Raw genomic sequence first — 21995 nt, forward strand, 5'->3', positions numbered from 1 at the left:
ATGTGTACATGGGTGGGGCCTGACCCAGGCGCCCCGCGAACAGGCCGACAAAGGCACAGGGCGCGTCAGCGACCGGGCGCTGCGCCAAACAGGTAATCGGCCAGCAGCTCGAGCTGCCCGGTGAGCATGTGCACGCCCTTGTGGATGGGGCAGCCACGGGCCTGGGCCGCTTCGAGCAACGGGGTGACATCAGGATTCATCACCACCTCGCCCACCAGCGTGCCTGGCTGCAGGGTATCGGCCGCCAGCGGCAGCGGATCGTCCGCCTTCAGGCCCAGTGCGGTGGCGTTGATCACCACATCGAAGCCGCGTGCATCGGCCGCACCCGCAGCGATATCTCGACCAGGCATCAGCGTGCGCAACTGCGCGGCGAGTGCTTCAGCCTTGGCCAGCGAACGGTTGGCGACCACCAGCCGGGTGATCGGCTCACTGAGCAGGGCATGGGCGATACCGGTGGCGGCACCACCGGCGCCGAGCAGCAGCACACGCCGGCCGCCCAGGTCATGGCCCTGGTTCTTCAGGCCACGTACGAAGCCTTCGCCATCGAACATGCGCCCGACGAAGCGGCCATCGGGCAGACGACGCGCGACGTTGCACACCTTGAGCACTTCGGCGATGCCCAGCAGCTCGTCGCACAGGTGGGCCACTTCGATCTTGTGCGGCACGGTCACGATCACCCCGGCGAGGTTTTCGATACCACGCAGGCCAGCCCAGGCCGAGGCCAGGTTGTCGGGCGAAACCTCCCAGGGGACCAGCACCCCGTCATGCCCCAGGCGTTCAAGAAGCGGGTTGAACAAGGACGGTGTTCGCAGGTGCTTGGCTGGGTAGGTGAGATGTACCACCACCCGGGTAGTGCCGGTGACAGGCATGGCTGTTTCCTTGAAAGCTGGCGTGAAAAGGCAGAGCGCGGGCCAGCGCCGCGTTCGTTATTAGATTCATAAATGCATCATATATCATTAGTCAATCCCCATCCTGGCCGCAAAAGTCTTTTGCATGAAAGTCAAAAGACTTGATCTTGCGATTTAAAAATCAAACATGATATATCATACCTCCAGTCGGCTGCGGCCGCTGAACGTCCTGATATCAAAAACAACAAGGCCTTCTACGAAAGGCGAGGATGACCTCATGCACGGAATGCTTCATGCATTGCCGGCCCTGCGTGACGGGAGGTGCGAATGACCCAGATATTCGCCGCGCCCGGTCGCTACATTCAGGGCTACAAGGAACTTGAACGCCTTTACCGGCATATCGCCTGGTTTGGCCAGCGCTTCCTGATCATCACCAGCCAGGGCCGTCTGGATAGCCTGCAGCAGACCCTGGCCATCAGCTTCGACAAACCTGAACATGCCCTGCGTTACGCCGTATTCGAAGGCGAAGTCACCCGAGCCGAGGTGCAGCGGCTGTGTGCGTTGCGCGAGCGACTGGGCTGTGACGGGGTGGTCGGGGTGGGTGGTGGCAAGGTGCTCGACGCTGCCAAGGCGGTTGCCCAGCAGGGCCGGCTGCCGCTGTGTATCGTGCCCACGGTGGTCTCCAACGATGCCCCCACCAGCGCCTTGTCGGTGCTCTACCACCCGGACGGTGCCTTCGACGATGTACTGTTCCACGAGCGCAGCCCGGACGTGGTGGTGGTGGACACCTGGATCATCGCCCAAGCGCCGGTGCGCCTGTTGGTGGCTGGCATCGGCGATGCTCTGGCGACCTACTACGAGGCACGCACCTGCGTGCAGGGCGACCACGACAACTTCCTTGGCCTGGCCGGCGGTGGCCTGCAATCGAGCGCGGGCGGCGGCAAGCCGACCCTCACATCGATGGCCATCGCCCAACTGTGCCACCAGGTTTTGCAAGCCGATGCGGTGCAAGCCGTGCGGGCCTGTGCGCAGCAGCAGGTGACCAAGGCGCTGAACCGGGTGATCGAGGCCAACGCACTGATGAGCGGCATCGGTTTCGAGAGCAACGGGGTGGCCACCGCTCATGCCGTGTATTGCGGCTTCAGTGAGCTGGGTCCACGGGCCACGGCCTACCACGGCGAATACGTTGCCTTTGGCACCCTGGTGATGCTGGTGCTCGAGGGTGCGCCGGCCGGTGAACTGGATGGCCTGCTGCGACTGTGCCTGGCGGTTGGCCTGCCGGTGTGTTTCGCCGACCTGGGCCTGGCGGACCTCAGCGAGCAGGAGCTGCAACGGGTGGTGCAGGTGGCGGCCTCGCCGCAGCAGACCAGCCGCGTCGAGCCCTTCGACGTCACTGAGTGGGAGATGCGCGCAGCGCTGCTTGCCGCCAGCGACCTGGGGGAGTTCTACAAGAAAGGCGGATCGGTTCTGGCAAGTTCGGCCAGCCCGCGTTTGCCATCAGTCATTCGCCACGAACAGAGGTAAGTAGATGAAAGCATTTCAGGCAAGCCTGCCGGTCAAACTGGACTTCGAGGCCGGTGCAATCCGCCGCATGGGTGAAAAGGTCGCGCCGTTCGGCAACAAGGTGCTGTTGATGGTCGACCCGTTCCTTGAAGGCAGCGAGCTGGTCGCCCAGGTGCTCGGCAGTTTCGCCGAGCGTGGCATCACTGTCCTCGAGTTCTACGACATCGTGCCCAACCCGCGCCATACCACCATTGACCGCGCAGTGGCGCTGGTGCGTGACAGCGGCTGCCAGGCTGTGGTGGCGATCGGCGGCGGCAGCGCCATCGACTCGGCCAAGGCCGTGGCGTTCGTCGCTGTACATGGCGGCCGCTGTTGGGACTACACCGAGCGTCTCGGTGAGCCGGTGACGAGGCCGCAGTCCCGTGGTCTGCCGCTGCTGGTGGTGCCGACCACCTCTGGGACCGGGACCGAGGCGACACCATTCGCGGTGATCAACAATCCTGAGCTGGGCCTCAAGTGTGCCATTGTCAACCCGCACATCTACCCGGATGTGGCGTTGATCGACCCGCAAATCCTGGTTTCCAAGCCGCCACGGCTGACGGCGCTGACTGCCGTGGATACTTTCTGCCACGCACTGGAAGCATTCATCAGCATCCATGCCACACCCTGGGTGGAAATGGTCGCGCTGGAGTCGATCCGCCTCTTTGCCGCCAATGCCCTGCGCTGCGTGGAGCATGGGGACGACCTGGAGGCGAGGGCGCGCATGGCCTTTGCGTCGACCCTCGGCGGCATGGCCATTGCCGGCGCCGGGGTCACCGTATCCCATGCGCTGGGCCAGCCATTGGGCGCCATGACCGATGCGCCCCATGGCGGCACGGTGGCAGCCAGTACGCCGCAGGTGATCCGCTGGACCCTACCGGTGGCCGAGGACAAGTTTGCCCGGGTGGCCGAGATCCTCGACCCGGGCACTCATACCTTGCCGCTAAGCGAGCGCGCCGCGCGCCTGCCTGACATCGTCAGCGCCCACTTCACCCGCCTGGGCGTACGGGACACGTTCGGCAGCTATGGCCTCAAGCCCGAGCAGGTCGATGAGTTCGCTCAGGTGGTGTGGACCAGCTTCAACCAGGACCTGGCCTGCCACCCCAAACCCATTCGTGACCAGCAGGAGGTGGCCGAAATCGTCCGCCAATGCCTGTAGTTCGCGTCACCCAGCCCTGGCCGCCTTGCGCGCGGCCAGGTCAGTGACGCCAGGCGCCCTCGTTGCACGCTCGCAAAGCTGAACAAAAACCACAAGAAAACAGTTTCGGGAACAGATCGCAATGACAAGATCCACCTTGATCGGGGTCGGGTTGCTGGGCGTATGCGCCTTGCAGCAGGCCCAGGCCGACAACTACTCACCCGGCAATTTCCTGTTCGGTGACTGGCAGGGGCAGCGCACCCGTCTGCATGAGAAGGGGGTAGACCTGCAGTTCACCTATGTCAATGAACTGGCCTACAACACCCAGGGAGGGGCGCAGCACAAGGGCACCTACAGCGACCAGCTGATGGCCGATGCCCGCTTCGACCTGCAGCGCCTGTTGGGTTGGCAGGGGGCCGCGTTTCGCATCACTTTCACCAACCGCAACGGTGAAAGCCTGACCCGCGAAGCCGACACCGGCACCCTGCTGGCCGCCCAGGAAATCTACGGCTATGGCAGTGTTACCCGGCTGGTGCAGTTCTATTACCAGCAGGCACTGCTCGATGAGCGTTTGCTGTTCAAGATCGGCCGGCTGCCCATGAGTGGCGATGTATTTCCGTTTTCCTGCACGTTCCAGAACCTGACCTTCTGTGGAACGGTGCCTGGCTACATCACCCCCAACTGGTTCACCTGGCCGGTCAGCCAATGGGGCGCGAGCCTGGCGGCGCAGTTGGCCGATGACTGGTGGCTGAACACCTCCGTGTACCAGGTCAACCCGCACTTTACCGAGAACAGCCAAGGGTTGAACTTCGGCAGCCCCTCGGGCACCACCGGTTACCTGGCGGTTGGCGAACTGGCCTGGAAGCCGGTGCTTGGTGGCCTGCCTGGCAGCTACCGGGTTGGCGTATGGCGCAATACTGGCGACTTTGATGACCTGTACCAGGACATCGATGGGCAACCCATCGGCTTGACCGGCGCGGCACCCGCGCAACACGACCAGGCAAGCGGCTACTACGCCATGGCCGAACAGCAGGTCTACCGCAACCCGGACAATGCTGCGCGTGGCCTGACGCTTTTCACCAACTTCATCCAGTCCGACCGGGACGTTTCCAGTGTCGAGCGGCTCTGGCACCTGGGCGCGTTCATCCGTGGGCCCCTGGCCCAGCGCCCGCAGGACGAGATCGGGCTGGCGTTGGGCCGCCTGGAGGTCAACCCGCGTTCGGCGCGGCGTGTGCAGCAGGCCAGCGGCGTGCCCCGGCGGGCCGATGTCGAGTACCCGGTCGAACTCTATTACGGGTTGCAGCTGACACCGGCACTGACCCTGCGCCCCAACCTGCAGTACGTACGCAACCCCGGCGGCTTCGAGCATGACCGCAGTGTGGTGGTCTGGGGCCTGAAGACCGAAATCAGCTTCTAGTGCAGTGCCGGCGTCAGGCCGACGTCTCGCTGTTTTTATGATGCATCATGTATCCAATGGAGAATCCCATGAGCCTTGCCAGTTTCATTGACCTTACCACCGTGCAGCAGCGTGCCAGCGAACTCCAGCTGCTCGGCCAGGCCTTCATCGACGGCCGCTTTGTCGATGCCTTGAGTGGCGAGACCTTCGCCAACATTTCGCCGCGCGACGGGCGCGTGCTCAACCAGGTTGCCTCGTGCCAGGCCGAGGATGTGGAGATGGCCGTGAAGGCCGCGCGGCGTGCCTTCGACAGTGGTGTGTGGTCGCAGCGCACACCGAAGGAGCGCAAGCGCGTCATGCTGCGCTTCGCTGCCTTGTTCGAGCAGCACATGGAAGAGTTGGCGTTACTGGAAACCCTCGACATGGGTAAGCCCATCAGCGAGAGCGCCGGGTTCGATGTGCACGCGGTGCTCGATTGCCTGCAGTGGTACGCCGAAAGCTGCGACAAGCTGTATGACGAAGTCGCGCCGTCGGGGCCCTCGGCCGTGGGCTTGGTGACCCGCGAAGCGATCGGCGTGGTGGCGGCGGTCACCCCCTGGAACTTCCCGATGCTGATGGCCATGTGGAAGGTCGCACCCGCCCTGGCCATGGGCAACTCGGTGGTCCTCAAGCCCGCCGAGCAATCACCGCTGACTGCCCTGCGCATTGCCCAGTTGGCCGCCGAAGCCGGTATCCCGGCCGGTGTGTTCAACGTGTTGCCGGGCTTTGGCCCCACCGCGGGCAAGGCGCTGGGCCTGCACATGGACGTTGATACCCTGGTGTTCACCGGCTCCGGCGAGGTCGGCAAGCTGTTCCTGCAGTACGCGGGGCAGTCGAACATGAAGCGGGTGTGGCTGGAGTGCGGCGGGAAGACCCCGAACATCATTCTCGATGACTGCCGTGACCTGGAGAAGGCCGCGACCACTGCGGCGCGCTCGATGTTCTTCAACCAGGGCGAAGTCTGCGTGGCGCCCTCGCGGCTGATTGTCGAAGCTGGCATCCGCGCCGAGTTCGTTGCCGAGGTGCTCAAGGTGGCACGCACCATCGCCGTCGGAGATCCACTGGACCCAACCACCCAGCTTGGCGCTATCGTCGATGCCAGCCAGTTGCAACGGGTATTGGGTTATATCGACAAAGGCGTGCAGGAGGGCGCACAGCTGATCCTCGGTGGTGAACGGGTCAAGCACGGCCTGGGCGCCGAGGGCTTTTACATCCCGCCGACCATTTTCGACAACGTCAGCAACGACATGACCATCGCCCGAGAGGAGATCTTCGGCCCGGTACTTTCGGTCATCACCGCCCGTGACCACCTCGATGCTCTGCGCATCGCCAACGATACCCCGTATGGCCTGGCCGCCAGCCTGTGGACCCGCGACCTCTCGCGGGCCCACCAAATGGCCCGGGGCCTGCGTGCCGGCAGCGTGTGGGTCAACTGCTTCGATGGGGGCGACATCAGCATGCCGTTCGGTGGCTTCAAGCAGTCCGGCAACGGTCGCGACCGCTCGTTGCATGCCCTGGACAAGTATTCGGAGCTCAAGTCCACCTGGATCGAGTTGTGACCTTTTGCCTGGCAACCCTGGAGAACAACAATATGAAAAGCACAGTTGCCCGTACCCTGGCCACCTTCGGCCTTGCCACGCTGCTCGCCGGGCCGACCGCCGCCGAGGCGCGCCACCCACTGTACCAGCTGATACCCAACACGGCGTTGTCCGGCCTGGTGGACCCGCAAATGGCCGATCGTACCGACATCGACAAGGGCTTGCCCTTGAAGCAGAAGGGGGAACGGTTACGCATTGGCTGGACCGACATCACCCTGGGTAACCCCTGGTTCGTCTCGATGATCGACGACGCGCGCAGCCTGGCCGAGCGTTACGGCTATGACATGCAGGTGCAGGTGGCCGACGGCGATGTGGCCCGCCAGAGCGCCCAGGTCGACAACTTCATCACCCTTGGGGTGGATGTGATCGTCATCGACCCCACCGACATCCTCGGTTCCGTTGCCGATGTCGAGCGAGCGGTGGCGGCCGGGATCCCGGTAATCACCGTCGGCACTGCACCCGACGCGCGAGCGCCGGTGATCACCACCAGCACCGGAAACCCCTACGGCAGCGGTGTCGAGGCCGGGCGCTATGTGGTCGAGCACACTGACCCGGGCAGCGAAATCAACGCTGCCATGGTCATCGGTGTAATGGGCAACTCGACCTCCGAGAGCCGCCTCAACGGCATGATCTCGGGGATCGTCCAGGCCCGTGCCGAGCAGCGCCAGCTCGGCCTGTCGAAGGAGGATGCGCTGCTTAAGGGGTTCGAGCTGTTCCAGCAGGTCAAAGCCAAGGGCAGTTTCAGCTGGCCTGAAGGGGGCTTCAACGTGCTGGCCTGGGGCCGTGGCGAATGGACCGAGGAGGGCGGCCTGGCCGCCACCGAGGACATCCTCAGTGCCCATGGCGAGCGCCTGAACCTGATCCTGGCGGAGAACGACTTCATCGCCATCGGCGCCATCAACGCTGTGGACAATGCCGGCAAGGCCGGGCAGGTACGGGTCGCTGCGGCAGCTGGCAGCTTCAAGGTTGCGCTGGATCTGATCAAGCAGGGCAAGCTGCTGGTTAGCGCCAGTAACAGTGGTTCGCAGACCGGGGTGGCGGCCATCGAGCTGATCCACCAGATACTTGACGGCCGGCTGCAGGCCAACAACCTGCCGTTGGCGTCGTACTTCCCGGTGGAGCTGATAACCCCTGGCAACGTCGACCACTTCATCCAGCTCGAACAGGGCCCGGCCACGGTCGAGCGGCTACCCGCATTCCGCTCAATCGACCAGCTCAAGGCAGCCATGCGCTGATCCGAAGGTTGCGGCGCCTGCCTGGCAACGCGCCGCTTGCAGAGGTAAGACCGATGAATGCAATACACAAGACCGCCGTCGAGTTGCGCGACATTCACAAGGCGTTCGGCGGCATCAGTGCGCTCAGTGGTGCGAGCTTCAGTGCCAACGTGGGTGAAGTGCATGCGCTGATGGGTGAGAACGGCGCGGGCAAATCGACCCTGATGAAGATCCTCGCCGGCGCCTACGTGCGCGATGCTGGCGAGGTGCTGTTGCACGAGCAGCCGGCGAGTATCGGCAAGCCGGCCGATGCGCTTCGCCTTGGCGTATCGGTGATCTACCAGGAGTTTGCCCTGGCGCCGCACCTGTCGGTGGCGGAAAACATCTGCATCGACGACCTGGGCGCGAACAGGTGGCGGGTGCAGTGGCCGATGCTGCGTGACAAGGCGCGGTGCATACTCGATGAGCTGGGGTTTGCCAACATCGACGAACGCCGTGCAGTGGGCGAGTTGCCGGTGGCCCATCAACAGGCGGTGGAAATCGCCAAGGCCCTGTCGCGCAACGCCTCGGTGCTGGTGTTCGACGAACCGACCGCGGTGCTCACCACCCACGAGACCGAGCAGTTGTTTCGCATCCTGGCGGAATTGCGGCGCAAGGGCGTGTGCATCATCTATGTCTCGCATCGCATGGACGAGATCTTCCGCATCTGTGACCGCGCCACGGTGCTCAAGGATGGCCGTACCGTCGGCACCCTGCCGCTGTCAGCCATCGACGAGCGCGGGCTGGTGCAGATGATGATCGGCCGTGAGCTGAGCGACCTGTTCCCGCCACGCCAGGCAAGCATCGGCGAGGCCCGCCTGCGGGTCGAGGGGCTGAGCGCCGGGCCACTGGTACGCAATGTGAGTTTTCAGGTACACGCCGGTGAGGTGCTGGGCTTCAGCGGACTGGTCGGCTCGGGGCGCACCGAAACCATGCGCGCGCTGTTCGGCGCCGAGCGCAGCAGCGCCGGCACTGTTCACCTGGATGGCCGCCAACTGCGCAACCGCAGCCCGCGCGAAGCGATCGGCAATGGCATCGGGCTGCTGCCCGAAGACCGCAAGCAGCAAGGCGTGCTGCTGGAGATGTCGATCCGCGTCAACGCAGCTTTACGGCCCGGCTCGCCCTACACCAGTCGCTTTGGCTGGATCGATGGTGCCCGCGAGCGCGCCGGGGTCGAGGCGCTACGTCAGCAGTTGCGTCTGAAGACCGGCTCGATCGAGCAGGCGGTGGGCGATCTGTCCGGGGGTAATCAGCAGAAGGTGGCGCTGATGAAGTGGATCGACGCCGGCTGCCGGGTGCTGATCCTCGACGAGCCGACCCGTGGTGTAGATATCGGCGCCAAGACCGAGATCTACCGGGTCATCAACGAACTGGCCGAGGCCGGGGTGGCGATCATCCTGGTGTCCTCGGAAATGACCGAGCTGATCGGCATGTGCGACCGGGTGCTGGTGATGCGCGATGGTGCCATCGCCGGCGAGCTTGGCGGTGATGCAATCGAAGAACACGCAATGATTTGTCTGGCGATGGGAGTCGAACACCATGGATAACAACTTGAGCAAACTGGCCGCCCCCTCGCTGTCGGGCGAGTCCAGGCAGCCGCTGGGGCGCGTTGTGCGCCGGCTTTTTCTGCAACACAACGCACTGGTGATGCTGCTGGTGCTGGTGGCCGTGGCCAGCAGCCTGTCGGCGGACTTTTTCACCTGGCAGAACCTGGGTAACCTGCTGCGGCAACTGACGCCGCTGATACTGGTCAGCATTGGCATGCTGATCGTCATCCTCACCGCGGGTATCGACTTGTCGGTTGCCTCGGTGGCAGCGGTGGGCGGGGTGGTCGTGGCGATGAGCCTGAATCTGCTGCCGCTGGAGGACAGCCTCGGGTTGTTGCTGGCGGTGGCCATCGCGGTGGGGGCAGGGGTGTTGATGGGCCTGGTCACCGGCAGCTTCGTGGCCTACTTTCGCATGGCCCCGTTCATTTCCACCCTGGCGATGATGACCATTGCCCGAGGGCTGGCGTTTATCCTCTCCAACGGCCAGCCACAGCGGCTGGCCGACAGCCAATCGGCTGCCAGCCTGTTGCGAGACTTCGGTCGTCAGGCCGATGGAGTGTTCGGGGTGCCTTGGCCGGTGTGGCTGGCGGTGCTGGTGATTGGCATGTTCGCCCTGATCCTGCGCTACAACGCTTTTGGCCGGTTGATCATCGCCAGCGGCAGCAACGAGACTGCCGTGCGCCTGGCGGGGATTGCAGTGGAGCGCTACAAGCTGGCGGCCTATGCGATTTGCGGCGGGCTCAGCGCCCTTGCCGGGGTGGTCATCGCCTCGCGTTCCGGGGTCGCCACGCCCAGTGCCGGCATGGCCCTGGAACTGGATGCCATTGCCGCCTGCGTGATAGGTGGTGCGCTGTTGTCCGGCGGCAAGGGTAGTTTGTTCTACACCGTGGTCGGGGTGCTGGTGCTTGGTTTGATCGGCAACATCATGAACCTGCTCAGCGTCCCGGCGTACCCGCAACAGATCATCAAGGGCGCGATCATCGTGGTGGCGGTGCTGCTGCAAGGGGTGGGTCGACGCGACACGCGGATCTGAACCGTTCGCACGAGATGGCACGGCATGGGCGATGATGTATCATGCGTCTTCGCCATGTCGCCCAGTGTTTCCTCCGGCGGTTGGCCCTGTGCTATTCATCAGACAAGAGAGAACAAGCGTGACAGTTCACAAGCCACTGGATAAAGGCAACCTGAGCGAGCGGGTCTACAGCATCATCCGCACGGCATTGATGGACGGCCAGTATCAACCGGGTGACCGCCTGCGCATCAGTGCCTTGGCCGAGGAGTTTGGTGTGTCGATCACGCCGGTGCGTGAGGCGATCTTCCGCCTTGTCAGTGATCATGCACTGGACATGAAGGCCGCTACCTCCATCTATGTGCCGGAGCTGACCGTCAGCCAACTACGGGAAATCCAGCTGATCCGCCATCTGCTGGAGGGCGAGGCGGCGGGCATGGCGGCCGAGCGAATTTCCGCCGCCGAGCTGAAGCATCTGGAAGAGGTGCAAACGGCCTTCCAGGCGGCTGTCAGCACCGACTACAAACAGGCTTCGCTGCTCAACCGCGAGTTCCACTTCGGTCTGATTGCCGCCGCACGCATGCCGGTGATCTTCAAGACCCTGGAGAACATGTGGGTGATGATGGGGCCGCTGCTCAGCACCTTCCATGCCGAAGTGCCCAAAGCGGAACTGGCCAGCGCCAAGCACAAGCACTTCGAAGTACTCGAAGCCTTGCGCAAGCGCGATTCGGCAAAGGCCAAGGCGGCCCTGCAAGCGGATATTGCATGGGGGGAGTTGATGGTGGAGTGGTTGGAGCGCAAGTCGCTGGCCCAAGGTTGATGGCGGATGCCTTGATCGCCGTCCGGTCCCCAGTGAGTCGGCGATGACATGACCGCCGTCAGCATCCGGCCGAACATCGTGTCGCCCAGCGTGGCCCAAGGATAGTGACGAACGGTCAAGCAGGCTTGTGCAGGGCACATCACCTGCACAAGCGTGCCTGACCGCAATGCCTCACTGCACCTCGCACGCTTCCTGCGAAGGCACACCGTAGGACACGTAGTACGCCAACCCCACGAAGATCGCCCCACCCACCGCATTCCCCAGGAACACGGCCATCAGGTTCTCCACCAACTGCCCCCAGCTCAGGTAGCCGGCAAAGATCGCTGCCGGAATCAGGAACATGTTGGCTACCACATGCTGGAAACCGATGGCGACGAACGCCATGATCGGGAACCAGATGCCGAGAATCTTGCCGCTCATTTCACGGCTGGCATACGACAGCCACACTGCCAGGCACACCAGCCAGTTGCAGCCGATTCCGGACACGAAGGCGTGGAGGAAGTCGGCGTTGGTCTTGCTGGTCGCAGCCGCCAACACCTTGTTCAGGTAGGCCCCCTCGGTCAGGCCCAGCAGGTGACCGAAGCACCCGGCAACGAACAGTGCACCGAACAGATTGGCGACGGTCACCAGCAGCCAGTTGCGCGCCACGGCGCCTGGGCCGATACGCCGGGCGAACATCGCCAACGGCAAGCTCATCATGTTGCCGGTGAGCAGTTCGCCACCGGCCAGGATCACCAGGATCAGGCCGATGGGAAATACCGCGGCGCCCAGCAGCGTGCCGAACGAGGCCCACTGTACCGGGATCATGGTGCTGACGTGGATAGCCAGGAGAAACCCTAGCGAAATGAATGCACCTGCGAGGAACCCCAGGACCAGTGTCGCATGGGTGGATAGGTGGGCTTTCTTGACGCCGCTCTCGATGACGAGCTCGGTGATACGGGTGGGGCTATTGACGGACATTTCGGAAACTCGAACACGGTGACGGCGACGCGACTGGCGCGCACGCCGTGGTGGGGCTTGATCAGTACGGGGGTAGGCTACGCAACTGGTGCAAAGGTGTAACGCGCACCTTTGAGCCAGCGGCGAAGAGGGCGGCAAGCTACATGAGTCAATTTGACGCGGTCAAATCGATGGAATGGATGATCTGATAGACCGCGTCGATGAGGCTTGCAGGTCTGCGCGCATGGATCTGCTTCCCGGCAAACCAGGCCTGGAACATCACTTGGGGGTTCACCCAGGGCAAATTGAGCCCGCTGGCAGGCTGAAGATGACAGACGGGTTGCCGACCGCCCGTTATGATCGGAATGTAGCTTGCCGGGCCTGACTGATGGCACTTTAGGCACGGTCACCTGGAAAACGAGATCTGCGAAACAGCGGAATAGAGCATTCAAAGTCATTTGCGAAGTTTGGATCCAGTTGTCGATAAAACTTTCCGCTCGGTCAAATTACAACAACTTAGCAAACTAACTAACTTGATTTAGTGTACCGCCTGTCGGTCATTTTGCTCGAGAAATGAACGATTTGGGTGACGCTGACTCCTATTTGCCAGCAGGTGCCTTCAATGTGATTGCAACTCGCGCCTTTCCCCCAGAACTTATGGACGTTCAACCTCATTAGCATCGCAGGGATGCTCATGGGGCTTTTTTTCCTGAATAGTGGAGCAACGCCATGCCCAACCGAGGCTCTTCGGGTGAGCCACCGTGTGTATTGAATAATTATCTGCTTTTTCATTTAACGATTCGAATTTGGCTTTGCCACTGCGATTAAATCGTTCGCACGCCTATTGCAAGGTCATCTAGCGCTAACGCATTACGTGGAGAAAACGTCGTGGAGATTAATACAATTATTAGCCTGTTCGGGCAGAAAGAATCCATGGAGCTGGTGCGGTTGTCGGTGATTTACGTTCATTTATTGGCCTGTTGCATTGCCATCGGCCTGGTATTCGCCAGTGACGCCGAGATGGTCAGGAACTTGTTGAAAGGTCATAAAGAAGCCGGGCATGACAGTAAGCATATGACGAGCTTGCAGAAGTCCGTGGCCAATGCCCTGATATTCTTGTGGCTCACGGGCGCCGCAGTGATTGGAATTGACTACCTTGATAAAGGTATGAACTATTTTGCCAATCCGAAACTTCAAGCGAAGGTCATTATTGTCATGTTGCTGACCTTCAATGGCATGCTGTTGCATCGTTATGTATTGCCTGCCCTGCTCAAAGCGGGCAACTTGCTCGACCTTAATTTTGGCGTGCGGATGTTCGCACTGTTCTCCGGCGCACTGTCGGGTGTGTCCTGGTTGTATGCGGCGATGCTGGGCGTTGGCCGGCCACTGGCCTGGAAATACTCGCTGACCGAGTTGCTGCTGGCTTATCCGGTACTGATCTTGCTGGGCTTTGCCATGATGGCTGCCCTGACCCAGTGGGCACGCAAACGCAGCCAGGCCGAACCGGTTCCGGCGCCTGTCTGGCGACTGGCTGGTATTCCTACCTGATTGCCTGAGTAACGCTTCAATTACGCCGCGAACCGGGAAACCTGGTTCGCGGCGAGCTCGTTTCATGCGCAGCCTCTGGGCGGTTCGGCTGGCGGTTGGTAAAGGCCTGAAGTGATGTGTCGCCTGATCTGGCCTCTTCGCGGGCGCGCCCGCTCCCACAAGGTCCCGCGCAGTTCTGTGGGAGATCGCCCAGTCCTTTGGGCTGCGCTGTCGCGTAGGGAACTGAATCCGCAAACAGTGCGCGTACCCTGTGGGAGCGGCTTTAGCCGCGAAGAATCCAACGCGGTACATGGCACCGGCTGCGCCGGTGTTCGCGGCTAAAGCCGCTCCCACAGAGTCCCGGTTAATTCAATGAGTTATGTGCAGTTCTGTGGGAGCGGGCGTGCCCGCGAAAGGGCCGGAACAGGCAGTCGAGAAATTTCAGGACTTTCACTTCTACCAAGATTGCGAACCAGCCCCATCCGCTGACGGGTCAGGCGCGAACCAATAGAAATATCGCCGGTAGCAGCTGCCCATCGTCAGGCGGCAGGCCGCCTGCATTGGTTTTTTGCGCTCGTTGCAGCGTGGTGGCGATGGTGATTTCCGTTCGCGACTCGATACTCCGCGCCACACCTCCCACCGAGCCTTCACCGAAGCCCAGCAGCGAGCAGCCGTTGTTGATGAGCACGAAGAAAACGATCACCCAGAATGGGCCGCAGTTCATGGTGCAAGCCCCAGGGCGTCGATGGCTGCGCACGAAACGATGGAAACGCTATCGCCAAGGTCCGCTACATCAGCGCCTTGTCTCATTGAGTTGAAAATGGGGGAGGCCATGTACCCGCTCCAGATGTTGCTTGTGGAGCTAATGGTGACGGCGCGGTGATTCAATGAAAAACGATGCTCAGTGATCCAGGATATCGATCCGCTTGATCATTGAACGTAGCGATCAGCGTTGGATTTGAACGTCGCTGCATGGTTGAGGTTCTTAATGCAAAGGACACCGTGAGGGCTCCCTTATGAGCATTGAACGCAGCATCCCTGAGCTCGAAGCCTGGTACGCCCAATACGACGACATCAGTTACCGCCGTGAGTCGCCGGATGCCTACCACCATGAACTGCTACGCACGGCCGAGGCGCTGCGTGACGATGGTGCCATCGACTGGGACGACTGGCTGGCACTCAAAGCATTGGCCGATGACGCCCATGTGCGCGCCCTGGAAGATGCCGTGCAGGCCCATGTCAGCGACCCCGACGCATGAAAGCGCTGAAGATTGCCACGTTCAACATCAACGGCATTCGTAGCCGGCTGCCGGCACTGCTGGCTTGGCTGGAGCGGGAAAAGCCCGACATCGCCTGCCTGCAGGAACTCAAGGCGGCGGATCAGCAGTTTCCTCGCCAGGCGCTAGAAACGGCGGGTTATGGTTGCCTCTACCAAGGGCAGCCTTCGTGGAATGGCGTGGCCATTCTGGCACGGGGCAGCGAACCGCTGGAAGTACGTCGTGGCCTGCCTGGCATGGAGGACGACAACCAGAGCCGCTACCTCGAGGCAGCGGTACAGGGAGTGCTGGTGGCTTGCCTGTATCTGCCGAACGGCAACCCGCAACCGGGGCCGAAATTCGATTACAAGCTCCGCTGGTTCGAAAGCCTGATCGCCCATGTGAAAGGGCTGCATGACAGTGGCCATCCCGCGGTGCTGGCGGGTGATTTCAATGTGGTGCCTACCGACATGGATATCTACAACACGCGCTCCTGGATGAAGGACGCGCTGCTGCAGCCCGAATCACGCGCGTGCTACCAGAAACTGCTCCAGCAAGGCTGGCTCGACGCCATTCGCCATCTGTATCCGGACGAGCGCATTTACACCTTCTGGGATTATTTCCGCAACCACTGGGCACGCAACGCCGGGTTGCGTATCGACCACCTGCTGCTCAACCCCGAGCTCGCGCCTTACCTGAAGCGGGCTGGTGTCGATGCCTGGGTGCGTAACGAACCCAAGGCCAGCGACCATGCGCCCGTCTGGATCGAGCTGGGCACGCGTCGCCGGCCATAGGGCAGTTCGAGCGAACCTTCAACTACCGGAACCACCGCTGGAGCCCGAACCACCAGAGCCTCCGGTCCCGCTACCCGTCCCGGTGCCGCGTTCCGATCCACTGCGGTCACTACCGGATCGGTCGGTGGTGCCATCGCCACCGGTATTGTCAGTGTCATTGCCATCGGTTCCGCCGGAACCTGTCCCCATGGCATCCGCAGGCGTGCCGGAGCCGGTCGCTCCGCCTTGGTTGTTCATGTGCCCGCTGTCATGCGGCTGCGTGCCAGGAGCACGCTGATCGTTCAGGTCGGTGGCTGCCAGCACCACAGGTGCGCTGAGCCCCAGGCACAGCGCGAGCAGTAACGAATGAGGCTTCATGATCTTCATGGCGATACTCCGTTGCGGGTTGGTCACCTTCTGTTCGGCCTGCATCACCCACGGGCGTGCCGTGAAATCGACGGAATGCATGGAGCGCAGACATGCACGGGGACGGGTTACCCCACGTGAATACTTTGAGGCCCGCGCTTCGATTCCTCTGGCAAGGCCGTGACCTTGATCGCGCGTACCGGTACGGCGAATTTTGCACCTACCTTCGAGAAGCGCTCGAGCAGGTGGAAATTGATGGCTTGCTGGATGTCCATGTACAGGTTGTAGCCCGGGTCCTTGACGATATACACGCACTCGAATTCCAGCGCCTCCTTGCCGAAGCCGCGTAGGTGGGCACGGTCGAAGCGCACCTGCTGTTGTGCCTTGATCGCTTCCTCGACGATGGCGGGTGCCTTTTTCACGGCCTCGGTTGGCGTGTCGTACGACAGGCCGAACTCGAACACGATCCGTCGTTCCTGCAGGCGCTTGTAGTTCTGGATGGTGCTGCTGATCATGCTGGCATTGGCCATGACGATCTGCTCGCCGCCCAGGCTGCGGATGCGTGTGGTCTTCAGCCCTACGTGCTCCACCGTGCCGGCCAGCGGGCCGATGACGATGAAGTCGCCCACCTCGAACGGCTTGTCGACGGCGATGGACAACGAGGCGAACAGGTCGCCGAGGATGTTCTGCACGGCCAGTGCAACAGCGATACCGCCTACCCCAAGGCTGGCGACGAAGGCGGTGATGTTCACGCCCAGGTTGGACAGCATCGCCAGCAGCACCACTGACCACAACAGTACCCGCGCACCCCATGCCGACAGCGTGGCCAGCGCGCTGCCCTGGTTCAAGCCGTCGGTGCGATGCCGGGCGAAGTAGCGACTCAGGCCCAGGCCGATGGCGCGGTTGGCCCACAGCCCGATCTGCAATGCCGCGACCACGAACCACAGGCTACCGACCCGGGTCAGCCAGCGCTCGGGCAGGTCGAGCATGCTCAGGCCCACCAGCAGCGAGGCAAGGAACAGCAGAAAATTGCTGGTCCCGGCGAGCACCTTGGCCAGCACCTGGCTTAGCGCGCCGTCATGCTCGGACCAGCGCCTGACCCGATGCAGCATGAAACTGATGGCCGCCCGCGCCACGAGGAATGTCAACAGCGCTACCGTCAGTGCCAGCAACAAATTGAGAACGGAAACTCCGAACAGTGTGGTATCGGTGAACAAGGCGATGATGCGATCACTCATGAGACACTTGCCTCCTTCCATAGGATTGGGTGACTGGTGGAGCGGCATTGCCGGCGAAGCAGGCAATGCCGCTCGCCAGGTGAGCCTCAGCCGTCGGACTGCTCCTCTGGCGGCACCTGGCCTTCGGGCCAGTCGGGTGCTTCCTTCTCCTGTTCCTGTTCAGGCACAGGTTCGCCCGGGTTGTGGGGTACTTCGTCCACGTACGGGTCGGGTTGGTTGGGGTCGATCATGGTCTGGCTCCTCGCCGTTGGGCTTTCAGGCATGTGTCCGGGCGTTCAGCCCGACTCCGCGGCAGTGTTTTTCTTCCAGCCCCGCAGGTTCATGGCGCACAGGCAACCCTGCAGGATGATCAGCGCCCAGGCTTGCGCCTGCCACCCCCAGGCGGCCCACAGCACGTTGCTGGCAATGAAGCAGCAGAAACCCAGCTTGCGCCGGCCTGGGCGCCGTGAGCCGATGCACCAGGCGGCAAGTACCGTCAGGGCCATGGCAGGCCATTCAAGAAAGTCGATCCAGGCTTCCATCACGCAGCACGCTGTTCGCCCTTGAGCAGTTTTTTCTGCGCTTCCATGGCCTGGCCGAGCTCATCCAGTTGCTGCTTGCCCAGCAACTTGCGGGCGGTCGGAAACAGCTCGCTTTCTTCTTCCTCGATATGGTGTTCCAGCAGTTCCTTCATCACTTTGACCCGCCCGGCGAACTCGACGGTGCCGGTCTCGGTTTGCAGCAGGTCCGGCAGCACCAGGGAGTCCACGGTGCGGTGTTCCTCCTTGGCTTCGTAGTACATCTTCGCTTCTTCCTTGCCGCCGGCCTGCTTGATGGCCGGATACAGGATTTCTTCTTCCAGGGCGGTATGAATGCTCACCTCCTGCTTGATGCGTTCGAGCAACTCGGCGCGCTTTTTCACCGCGCGCTCAGTGGTGGAGGAGAGTTCCTCCAGCAGCTTCTTCACCAGCTCATGGTCCTGGATCAACAAATCGATAGCGTTCATGCGACACCTCTTCGGGGCTGAAAAAATCACGATTGCCTTCGATGGAGTAGGGGCCGCGCGCCAAGGTTCAAAGCGGATGATCAGCGTACTGCTGTCGCGAAAGGCGGCTCTCACCGGAATCCGCGCGGGTTGCGCCGGCCAGGCAGGGTCACTCCTGCGGAATGATCGAGATCTTGCCGTTGCGCTCGACGATGGCGAACTTGATCTGCCCGACGCTTTCGATTCCCTGGCTGTCCCGGGCGGACTCGAGAATGTCGTCTTCGGTCAGCCGCGCCCGCCGCATTCGGTGGTGGAGAAAGCGCCCGTGATCCACGACGAGTGTCGCGTGGCCGTCGACCAGCCGGGCCAGGCGCTTGGAGTTGAGCTTGGCCAGCGACAGGCCGACATCCAGGACGATCAGCGTGGCGATCACCAGCATGGCGTTGGTGAACGAGAAGTCCTCGCCGAGCAATGCCTGCTGGGTTGCTTCGCCGATGATCAGCAGCAGGACGAAGTCGAAGGTGGTGAGGTCTGCCAGCGAGCGCCTGCCAGCCACGCGAAACAGCAGCATCAGCGCGATGTACATGCCGGTCGCACGAAGAATGGAGTCCATGTCGCGCTCCTACGGGTAGAGAAAGGTGGAGAAACGCACTGCGCTGCCTGGGCCGGCGCTGACAATACCTTCGAGAGTGCCGACATGTTCGCTGCGCAGGGTCAGGTAGAGGGTGGCGATACCCTCTTTGCTGGTGCCAAGCTGGAGCAGGAGCGACCTGCCATGGGAAAGCGATACTTGCGGCTCTGGCTGCAGCGTTTCGATGCTGGCTTCGCGTAGCAAGGTCCCCCCGAGCAGCAACATCACAGGCTCCCCGGCATTGCCGCGAACCGTGATGCGCAGGTTGTCGGTGGTGCCGCTGCGGCTGAGGCGCTGATACTCCACATGCACCCGGCCGTCGTCGCTCATGACCTGGGCGTCACTGAGCGGACCGTTGCCGAACAGCCCGGCCAGGCCCAGCAGCATGACCAGCACCAGCGCGTACCATCCCACACGTTCGAAACGCCAGACCCGCTGCTGCATCCGCATGTCTTCCTCGACGGGATGGTGCCTTGAAGCCAGCTCGTCTTCGTCCATGCACCTAGCCCTCACGTAGCCCTCAGGCGCGCTCACCGCGCAGCCAGCGTTGGTGGTAATGGGCCAGGTGCGACAAGCCGTAGAGCGCGCCTTGGCGGATTACATCCGCGCGCTCGCCAAAAAAGCGCTGGCTGCGTGTGAATACCGCCAAAGGCTCGCCGGCAAAGGCCCAGGCAAAGCACACAGTGCCCGGGGCGATGCCATCCTGCGGCTGTGGCCCGGCGACACCCGTGCTGGCGATGGCGACGGTGGCGTCGCTGTCTTTCAATGCGCCGAGGGCCATCTCCCAGGCTACCGCCTCGCTGGTCAGGCCGTAGCGTTCGATAGTCTGTGGGCTGACGCCGAGCAGGCGTTTCTTGGCGCTTGGCGAGTACACCACGTAGCCGCTTTCCAGAACCTCTCCTGTCCCCGGCACTGCTGCCAACAGCGCAACCATGGCACCGGCCGTGCAGGATTCTGCGGTGGTCAGTACCAGCTTGTGGGCCTTGAGGTAATCAAGGGCCTCGAGTACGGGGTCGGTCGTCATGGCCGGTCACTCGTGCGTTGTTTTTTGGTGGACGTGTTTCCTGCGGGATTGGTTCATTGCTTGTGTGCCACCCATCAATGGTGGAGAAAGCTTCCTGAACTTTGCTCCGTTTGCCGGCTTCCTCTAGGTAGGAGGGCGGCGGTGCGGGCCTCGCGCTGCGGCCGGACTAACAGAGGAGAAGCGATCATGACCGAGCCTGTGACATATTTCTGGATCGCTGTTGCAGCGATCATCGTGTTGCTCGATCTGTGGGCCATCGTCAGTGTTTTCCGCAGTGACAAGAGCGACGTGACGAAGGCGATGTGGGCACTGTTGCTGTTGGCGTTGCCCATCGTCGGCCTGGCCATCTGGGGCGTGCTTGGGCCGCGTGGAATCAAACGCGGTACCGGGCCGTCGTCGCCTGAACATAGCAAGGGGTAGGAGGGTAGATGAAGAAAGGATCGGAGACACCTCGTAGCGGAACCCGAGGTGAAGAGGAACGGGACAATGATGCGCAGCGTCCTGATGGGTCAACTGGCACGTCCCATGATTCCACTGCGCAGAAAACAGCTCGTGATGAAACGCAACGCAAGCGTTGAGCAGGTCGGTGTGAAGAACTGAATTCGCAAGCGGTCCGCATAGCCTGTGGGAGCGGCTTTAGCCGCGAAGAATCCAACGCGGTGCATGGCACCGGCTGCGCCGGTGTTCGCGGCTAAAGCCGCTCCCACAGGGTCCCTGCTAATGGTCAGGTCCCAATGTACCGGCAGCAGCGCCCGGCACGAGGATGACCTTGCGACAGTCGTCCTGTTTCTGGTCGAACAACTTGTAACCCAAAGCCGCTTCTTCCAGGGCCAGACGGTGGGTGACGATGAGTTCCGGCTCCAGACGCCCGGCCTCGATATGTTCGAGCAGTTCAGGAAGGAACTTCTGCACGTGGGTCTGGCCCATCTTGAACGTCAGGCCCTTGTCGAAGGCATCACCAAACATGAAGGCGTGGATAAAACCCGCATAGACCCCAGGCACGCTGACCACGCCGCCCCGGCGCACCGCGGCGATACTCTGGCGCAGCGCCTTGCCGCTGCTGCTCTCGATCTTCAGAGTGGTCAGTACCGTTTCGGTGGTACTGCCCTTGGCCTCGAAACCGACCGCATCGATGACGGCGTCCACGCCGCGCATGCCGGGGGTCAGGCGGATGATGGTGTCGGCCGGGTCGTCATCCTGCTCGAAGTTGATCGGCACCACGCCGTAGGCATCGCGGGCGAACGCCAGGCGGTAGTCATTGTCGTCGACCATGAAGATCGTCTGGGCGCCCAGCATGCGCGCGCAGGCTGCGCTCAGCAGGCCGACCGGCCCGGCGCCATAAATCGCAACTGTCGAGCCTGAGCCGACCTGCGCATTGGTGACGGCCTGCCAGGCTGTGGGCAGGATATCCGAGAGGAACAGCACCTTGTCGTCCGGCAGGGCGGTAGGCACCTTGAATGGGCCGACGTTGGCCTTGGGCACCCGCACGAAATCCGCCTGGCCACCGGGCACGCCGCCATACAGATGGCTATATCCGAATAGCGCGGCCCCTGGCGGGATGCCTTTCTTGTTGATGATTGCACCCCGGCCGGTGTTGGTCGTTTCGCAAGCGGCGAACTGGTCGAGTTGGCAGAAGAAACAGCTGCCGCAGGCGATCACGAAGGGAATCACCACGCGGTCACCGACCTGCAGGTTGGTTACCCCGCGGCCGGTATCCTCGACGATACCCATGAACTCGTGGCCGAAGATATCTCCCGGCTCGGTCTGTGGAATCTTGCCATGGTAGAGGTGCAGGTCGGAGCCGCAGATGGCGGTAGCGGTGACCCGGAGGATTATATCGTCCTCGTCCTGGATAAGTGGGTCGGGGACATTGTCGACCCTGACGTCCTGGGTTCCGTGGTATGTCAGTGCTCTCATTGGTTCATCTCCTGGGGCCGGGTGGTCTATGCAGGGGAAGCCAAGGAGGGAGGTAAAGTTCAGGTGGAATCATCCATCGGTAATTTTCAGTGCTACTGGCCCCACCAACATCATGAAGAACTGTCGTTGAGGTGACATGGCAACAGGTGAAGCCGGCGCCCGGAGGAAAC

General features: G+C 62.2%; 24 protein-coding genes. 12 read left to right on the forward strand and 12 right to left on the reverse strand.

The features are described 5' to 3' along the window. Positions 1–65: 65 nt before the first annotated feature. Positions 66–869, reverse strand: coding sequence for a shikimate dehydrogenase family protein (locus tag NY023_RS11680; RefSeq protein WP_013972191.1), 804 nt, complete (start codon positions 867–869; stop codon positions 66–68). A 306-nt stretch (positions 870–1175) separates the two neighbouring features. Between NY023_RS11680 and NY023_RS11685 the strand changes: the two genes are divergently transcribed. From NY023_RS11685 to NY023_RS11720, 8 genes are all read left to right on the forward strand, one after another. Next, on the forward strand, positions 1176–2372 hold the full coding sequence (locus tag NY023_RS11685; RefSeq protein WP_003257662.1) for a glycerol dehydrogenase: 1197 nt from the start codon (positions 1176–1178) through the stop codon (positions 2370–2372). A 4-nt stretch (positions 2373–2376) separates the two neighbouring features. Further along, the gene (locus NY023_RS11690) at positions 2377–3549 is read left to right on the forward strand and encodes an iron-containing alcohol dehydrogenase (RefSeq protein ID WP_013972192.1); all 1173 of its coding nucleotides are present in this window, start codon (positions 2377–2379) and stop codon (positions 3547–3549) included. Between the two features lie 121 nt (positions 3550–3670). Beyond that, positions 3671–4945, forward strand: a complete 1275-nt coding sequence (locus NY023_RS11695) for a carbohydrate porin (protein WP_013972193.1) — start codon at positions 3671–3673, stop codon at positions 4943–4945. A gap of 68 nt (positions 4946–5013) precedes the next feature. Then, positions 5014–6522 carry an aldehyde dehydrogenase gene (locus NY023_RS11700; RefSeq protein ID WP_128637201.1) on the forward strand — a complete coding sequence of 503 codons (1509 nt, stop codon included), beginning with the start codon at positions 5014–5016 and terminating at the stop codon, positions 6520–6522. Positions 6523–6554: 32 nt separating this feature from the next. Continuing rightward, positions 6555–7796, forward strand: a complete 1242-nt coding sequence (locus tag NY023_RS11705) for a sugar ABC transporter substrate-binding protein (protein ID WP_038410395.1) — start codon at positions 6555–6557, stop codon at positions 7794–7796. A gap of 53 nt (positions 7797–7849) precedes the next feature. Further along, on the forward strand, positions 7850–9361 hold the full coding sequence (locus NY023_RS11710) for a sugar ABC transporter ATP-binding protein (protein WP_013972196.1): 1512 nt from the start codon (positions 7850–7852) through the stop codon (positions 9359–9361). Next, positions 9354–10394, forward strand: coding sequence for an ABC transporter permease (locus tag NY023_RS11715; protein ID WP_013972197.1), 1041 nt, complete (start codon positions 9354–9356; stop codon positions 10392–10394). The genes NY023_RS11710 and NY023_RS11715 overlap by 8 nt, the downstream gene beginning before the upstream one ends. A 118-nt stretch (positions 10395–10512) precedes the next feature. Further along, positions 10513–11190 carry a GntR family transcriptional regulator gene (locus NY023_RS11720; RefSeq protein WP_013972198.1) on the forward strand — a complete coding sequence of 226 codons (678 nt, stop codon included), beginning with the start codon at positions 10513–10515 and terminating at the stop codon, positions 11188–11190. 171 nt (positions 11191–11361) lie between these two features. On the opposite strand, the gene NY023_RS11725 is transcribed toward NY023_RS11720, so the two are convergent. Continuing rightward, the gene (locus NY023_RS11725; protein ID WP_013972199.1) at positions 11362–12150 is read right to left on the reverse strand and encodes a formate/nitrite transporter family protein; all 789 of its coding nucleotides are present in this window, start codon (positions 12148–12150) and stop codon (positions 11362–11364) included. A gap of 912 nt (positions 12151–13062) precedes the next feature. Between NY023_RS11725 and NY023_RS11730 the strand changes: the two genes are divergently transcribed. Beyond that, positions 13063–13677 carry a hypothetical protein gene (locus NY023_RS11730; protein WP_038409376.1) on the forward strand — a complete coding sequence of 205 codons (615 nt, stop codon included), beginning with the start codon at positions 13063–13065 and terminating at the stop codon, positions 13675–13677. 472 nt (positions 13678–14149) lie between these two features. Here NY023_RS11730 and NY023_RS11735 read toward each other — a convergent pair whose 3' ends face one another. Beyond that, positions 14150–14380 (reverse strand): hypothetical protein, encoded by a 231-nt coding sequence (locus NY023_RS11735; RefSeq protein ID WP_003257675.1) that lies wholly within the window; start codon positions 14378–14380, stop codon positions 14150–14152. Positions 14381–14672: 292 nt separating this feature from the next. Between NY023_RS11735 and NY023_RS11740 the strand changes: the two genes are divergently transcribed. Further along, positions 14673–14915, forward strand: a complete 243-nt coding sequence (locus NY023_RS11740; RefSeq protein ID WP_003257678.1) for a hypothetical protein — start codon at positions 14673–14675, stop codon at positions 14913–14915. After that, positions 14912–15706 carry an exodeoxyribonuclease III gene (xth, locus tag NY023_RS11745; protein ID WP_013972201.1) on the forward strand — a complete coding sequence of 265 codons (795 nt, stop codon included), beginning with the start codon at positions 14912–14914 and terminating at the stop codon, positions 15704–15706. Before NY023_RS11740 ends, xth begins: the two co-directional genes overlap by 4 nt. Positions 15707–15724: 18 nt before the next feature. On the opposite strand, the gene NY023_RS11750 is transcribed toward xth, so the two are convergent. From NY023_RS11750 to NY023_RS11785, 8 genes are all read right to left on the reverse strand, one after another. Beyond that, positions 15725–16153, reverse strand: a complete 429-nt coding sequence (locus NY023_RS11750) for a hypothetical protein (RefSeq protein WP_013972202.1) — start codon at positions 16151–16153, stop codon at positions 15725–15727. A gap of 26 nt (positions 16154–16179) precedes the next feature. Then, entirely contained in the window at positions 16180–17289 is a 1110-nt protein-coding gene (locus tag NY023_RS11755) for a mechanosensitive ion channel family protein (RefSeq protein WP_013972203.1), read from the reverse strand. Between the two features lie 86 nt (positions 17290–17375). Next, on the reverse strand, positions 17376–17519 hold the full coding sequence (locus tag NY023_RS11760) for a hypothetical protein (RefSeq protein ID WP_024086842.1): 144 nt from the start codon (positions 17517–17519) through the stop codon (positions 17376–17378). A gap of 45 nt (positions 17520–17564) precedes the next feature. Beyond that, positions 17565–17810 (reverse strand): hypothetical protein, encoded by a 246-nt coding sequence (locus NY023_RS11765; protein WP_013972204.1) that lies wholly within the window; start codon positions 17808–17810, stop codon positions 17565–17567. Continuing rightward, positions 17810–18274, reverse strand: coding sequence for a hemerythrin domain-containing protein (locus tag NY023_RS11770; protein ID WP_004376291.1), 465 nt, complete (start codon positions 18272–18274; stop codon positions 17810–17812). The genes NY023_RS11765 and NY023_RS11770 overlap by 1 nt, the downstream gene beginning before the upstream one ends. 148 nt (positions 18275–18422) lie before the next feature. Continuing rightward, positions 18423–18866: a DUF421 domain-containing protein gene (locus NY023_RS11775; protein WP_004376294.1), complete on the reverse strand. Its 444-nt coding sequence runs from the start codon at positions 18864–18866 to the stop codon at positions 18423–18425. Positions 18867–18875: 9 nt separating this feature from the next. Further along, a complete protein-coding gene (locus NY023_RS11780; protein WP_013972206.1) occupies positions 18876–19382 on the reverse strand; it encodes a hypothetical protein in 507 nt (168 codons plus the stop codon). Between the two features lie 22 nt (positions 19383–19404). Next, positions 19405–19908, reverse strand: coding sequence for a CinA family protein (locus NY023_RS11785; RefSeq protein ID WP_013972207.1), 504 nt, complete (start codon positions 19906–19908; stop codon positions 19405–19407). A gap of 186 nt (positions 19909–20094) precedes the next feature. Here NY023_RS11785 and NY023_RS11790 point away from each other — a divergent pair, with 186 nt between their 5' ends. Continuing rightward, positions 20095–20328 carry a PLDc N-terminal domain-containing protein gene (locus tag NY023_RS11790; RefSeq protein ID WP_004376302.1) on the forward strand — a complete coding sequence of 78 codons (234 nt, stop codon included), beginning with the start codon at positions 20095–20097 and terminating at the stop codon, positions 20326–20328. A 297-nt stretch (positions 20329–20625) separates the two neighbouring features. On the opposite strand, the gene NY023_RS11795 is transcribed toward NY023_RS11790, so the two are convergent. Then, complete coding sequence (locus tag NY023_RS11795) at positions 20626–21825, reverse strand: zinc-dependent alcohol dehydrogenase (RefSeq protein WP_013972208.1); 1200 nt, start codon at positions 21823–21825, stop codon at positions 20626–20628. Positions 21826–21995 lie beyond the last annotated feature (170 nt).

It is taken from the genome of Pseudomonas sp. NBB (assembly GCF_032701105.1).
GTDB classification, from domain to species: Bacteria; Pseudomonadota; Gammaproteobacteria; order Pseudomonadales; family Pseudomonadaceae; genus Aquipseudomonas; species Aquipseudomonas asiatica.

What these genes read in the sequence shown, in the direction of transcription:
- NY023_RS11715 (WP_013972197.1), top strand. Translation starts at nt 9,354, where the DNA reads ATGGATAACAACTTGAGCAAACTGGCCGCCCCCTCGCTGTCGGGCGAG.
- NY023_RS11765 (WP_013972204.1), bottom strand. Translation starts at nt 17,810, where the DNA reads ATGGAAGCCTGGATCGACTTTCTTGAATGGCCTGCCATGGCCCTGACG.
- NY023_RS11705 (WP_038410395.1), top strand. Translation starts at nt 6,555, where the DNA reads ATGAAAAGCACAGTTGCCCGTACCCTGGCCACCTTCGGCCTTGCCACG.
- NY023_RS11695 (WP_013972193.1), top strand. Translation starts at nt 3,671, where the DNA reads ATGACAAGATCCACCTTGATCGGGGTCGGGTTGCTGGGCGTATGCGCC.
- NY023_RS11735 (WP_003257675.1), bottom strand. Translation starts at nt 14,380, where the DNA reads ATGAACTGCGGCCCATTCTGGGTGATCGTTTTCTTCGTGCTCATCAAC.
- NY023_RS11770 (WP_004376291.1), bottom strand. Translation starts at nt 18,274, where the DNA reads ATGAACGCTATCGATTTGTTGATCCAGGACCATGAGCTGGTGAAGAAG.
- NY023_RS11740 (WP_003257678.1), top strand. Translation starts at nt 14,673, where the DNA reads ATGAGCATTGAACGCAGCATCCCTGAGCTCGAAGCCTGGTACGCCCAA.
- NY023_RS11790 (WP_004376302.1), top strand. Translation starts at nt 20,095, where the DNA reads ATGACCGAGCCTGTGACATATTTCTGGATCGCTGTTGCAGCGATCATC.
- NY023_RS11775 (WP_004376294.1), bottom strand. Translation starts at nt 18,866, where the DNA reads ATGGACTCCATTCTTCGTGCGACCGGCATGTACATCGCGCTGATGCTG.
- NY023_RS11685 (WP_003257662.1), top strand. Translation starts at nt 1,176, where the DNA reads ATGACCCAGATATTCGCCGCGCCCGGTCGCTACATTCAGGGCTACAAG.
- NY023_RS11725 (WP_013972199.1), bottom strand. Translation starts at nt 12,150, where the DNA reads ATGTCCGTCAATAGCCCCACCCGTATCACCGAGCTCGTCATCGAGAGC.
- NY023_RS11730 (WP_038409376.1), top strand. Translation starts at nt 13,063, where the DNA reads ATGGAGCTGGTGCGGTTGTCGGTGATTTACGTTCATTTATTGGCCTGT.
- NY023_RS11700 (WP_128637201.1), top strand. Translation starts at nt 5,014, where the DNA reads ATGAGCCTTGCCAGTTTCATTGACCTTACCACCGTGCAGCAGCGTGCC.
- NY023_RS11795 (WP_013972208.1), bottom strand. Translation starts at nt 21,825, where the DNA reads ATGAGAGCACTGACATACCACGGAACCCAGGACGTCAGGGTCGACAAT.
- NY023_RS11710 (WP_013972196.1), top strand. Translation starts at nt 7,850, where the DNA reads ATGAATGCAATACACAAGACCGCCGTCGAGTTGCGCGACATTCACAAG.
- NY023_RS11680 (WP_013972191.1), bottom strand. Translation starts at nt 869, where the DNA reads ATGCCTGTCACCGGCACTACCCGGGTGGTGGTACATCTCACCTACCCA.
- NY023_RS11780 (WP_013972206.1), bottom strand. Translation starts at nt 19,382, where the DNA reads ATGGACGAAGACGAGCTGGCTTCAAGGCACCATCCCGTCGAGGAAGAC.
- NY023_RS11755 (WP_013972203.1), bottom strand. Translation starts at nt 17,289, where the DNA reads ATGAGTGATCGCATCATCGCCTTGTTCACCGATACCACACTGTTCGGA.
- NY023_RS11690 (WP_013972192.1), top strand. Translation starts at nt 2,377, where the DNA reads ATGAAAGCATTTCAGGCAAGCCTGCCGGTCAAACTGGACTTCGAGGCC.
- NY023_RS11785 (WP_013972207.1), bottom strand. Translation starts at nt 19,908, where the DNA reads ATGACGACCGACCCCGTACTCGAGGCCCTTGATTACCTCAAGGCCCAC.
- xth (WP_013972201.1), top strand. Translation starts at nt 14,912, where the DNA reads ATGAAAGCGCTGAAGATTGCCACGTTCAACATCAACGGCATTCGTAGC.
- NY023_RS11760 (WP_024086842.1), bottom strand. Translation starts at nt 17,519, where the DNA reads ATGATCGACCCCAACCAACCCGACCCGTACGTGGACGAAGTACCCCAC.
- NY023_RS11750 (WP_013972202.1), bottom strand. Translation starts at nt 16,153, where the DNA reads ATGCATTCCGTCGATTTCACGGCACGCCCGTGGGTGATGCAGGCCGAA.